This window comes from Geobacillus sp. (assembly GCF_017515625.1).
Lineage (GTDB): Bacteria > Bacillota > Bacilli > Bacillales > Anoxybacillaceae > Geobacillus > Geobacillus stearothermophilus.
Genome location: NZ_JAFWFM010000031.1, coordinates 1 through 2,533, shown reverse-complemented (window position 1 = coordinate 2,533; position 2,533 = coordinate 1). Strand labels below are relative to the sequence as shown.

At 54.8% G+C, this 2,533-nt stretch carries 1 pseudogene; it reads right to left on the bottom strand.

The window, feature by feature from the left end:
- Positions 1 to 153 precede the first annotated feature (153 nt).
- Positions 154 to 2,522, bottom strand: a pseudogene (locus IKE44_RS01895) (immune inhibitor A domain-containing protein).
- Positions 2,523 to 2,533: the final 11 nt, after the last annotated feature.

Sequence of the window (2,533 nt, the reverse complement as noted above, 5' to 3'; positions counted from 1 at the left end):
TATTTTACTGAATCTATCCTATTTTCAGCAAAATATAGTTAAGGCGATTCATCTCCCACTTACTCCGATTCGCTTCGTTGAAGTGGGAGTCTTCTCGCCTAATTAAGATAAATGTTCAGCGCACGGAAATGTTCCGTGCGCCTTTGGAGGTGGTCAGCGGTGGATCAACACACGCGCTGCCGTGCAGTCAGCGCTTTCACCGATGACGCGGATTTTTAGGCCATAGTTGGGCACGTTCCGGCCGGCGTCGACGGCCCCTTTATTGTCATACGACCGGCTGTCGTCAAACACCGGCGTCGGCGATGTATCGTTGTCGATCAGCTGTGAGCCATTGATTGCCACGCGGAATGGGGCTCCTTTTTGCAGGCTGAACGCCGCATCGTGCACTTGATAGCGAGTCGACGCTGTCGTATTGCCCGACCATTTTAACGTATGCTGGTCGGCATCCACAACGCCAAGAAACCCTTCGCCCGGATGGACGCCCGTCCAGTTGTTGTCATAGCCTTCATCCACATACCAGACGACAAGCCCTGGATCGTACGAAAGAAGCCGGTCGCCGCGCAAAATATGGGCGAGCCCTTCATCGACGCCGCGGTGGTTGCGCCATTCAAGCAAATAATAATGCTTCGAGCGCGCGATGCCGTCGCTTTTCGCAAAACCGTCCAACGCGAAAGCGCTGTCGCCCTCTGCATCGTCTGTGAGCGCGATTGTTCCATCTGCCGTCACTTGAATGTTGTCAACATACCAGCCAGCTTCCGACACCGCCGCATCAGTGATGTAATGGAAACGGAGGTCAATCGTTTGTCCTGCATAGGCCGACAAGTCAAATTCCGCCTTCACCCAGCCGTTTGACGTACCGGTAATGCCGTTGCCAGGGTTTTGCCCGTACGGATTGTCGGTCGTTGTAATGTTTCCTTGAATTGTTGTCCATTCGTTGCTGCCATGCGGTTTTACTTCCACCGCCCCGTAATCACAATCTTTCTCAATCGCATACCATGTATCAAATGCCAGCATCGCCTTGGACGCTTTCGTCAAATCGATCGTCGTTGCCATCGTATGATCTAAGTTGTTTCCGCTTCCAGAGAAATAGGCGTACACACCGCTTGGCGGGGTCGTGATGACCGTTTCTTTGTCCGGCAAGTTGATGCGCACGGCATCGTTGTTCGTCCCTTTCGTGCTTGCTTCGTCAAGCAATACTTCTACACCGTCTTTTGTAATCTCATTCCATTCAACGGTCGCCCCGGTCAGCCAGTTGCTTCCCGGCATCGTCGATTGCAAAAACTGTTTCGCCCAGGCGCTGAAGCCGGTCGGCTCCGTGCCCGGAATGCGCCCCGCCCAACTCCCGCTGGACATAATCGACCAATAGGCAATGGGCTCGCCCAAGCCGGAGTAAATCGTATCATATTCATCCGGCAGCCCTAAATCGTGGCCGTATTCATGGGCAAACACCCCTGCCGCCCCATCGGCCGGTTCGATTGTGTAGTCGTACGCCGCCAGCTGGCCGCGCCAATACGGCACATCGGTTGTTGTGTTCGGGATGCGATAGACCGATCCCAAATTCCAGCGGTGCGACCAAATCGCGTCGCCGCCGAGCGAACCGCCGCCCGCCTCTTCACCGACACTCGAGTGGATGATCATCAAATGATCGATCAAGCCGTCCGGCTCGCGGTAGTTGCCGTCGCCATCCAAATCATACCGATCCTCTCGGTCAAACTCGCGCAAATTGATGCTCGGGTCTTTCGCAGCCGCCGCCAGCGCCTCGCGCACAAGCGCCCGCGGATTGGCGTCATTGCCATCCGGGGTCGGCACGTTGCCGCCATAGTATTTAGCCGGATACTTCGCCTGATACCAGCCCGCCACTTTTCCTTCGATCGAATAGCTGCCGCCTGATTGCTCTTCATAATACTTTTTTTCACCGAGATGAGTTTTTCTCCGTTCGGTCCTGCGTAATAGCCGTCATCCCCGCCGAAAATCATGTCTTCATAATGTTCACGGGTATAATCTTTATAATACATATCCGTCTCATTCGGTTGAATGCGGTTGTGCGGAAAATCCGGGTATTCAATGAGCAAAACGAGCACGCGGTCCACCCGCTTGCCACCGTTCCATGCCTCTGGCTTGACAGACGGAACGGAATCTTTTTTCGTCTGGCCAAGCTTTTTTCCTTTCCCATTCAAAATACTGTTTTTCTGCCCCTTCTCGCGCAGCACATCGGCCCGCTTTGCCTCGTATTCGTGCAATTCTCCTTTTTCTTTCGAAGTGTGGGCCGCCTTTTGTTTTAAATAGGCGCGCACCGCTGCTTCCGCCTCAGCTGGGGTGGCGTCAGCGCGAAGCTTGCCGCTTTTTTTCAACATCTCCGCCAGCTTCTCTTCATTCGCCACCGCCAAATCGACCGGACCGCCGTGCCTGGCTGCCAAAGGTGCTCCCGAATTGGCGGCCTGCGGGGCGGCCGCCGGCGCTGCCCATAGGCCCATTCCAAGCGACAGCGCAGCAACAAGTGATGTGATCGACCGTTTCTTCAAAAACATCCCTC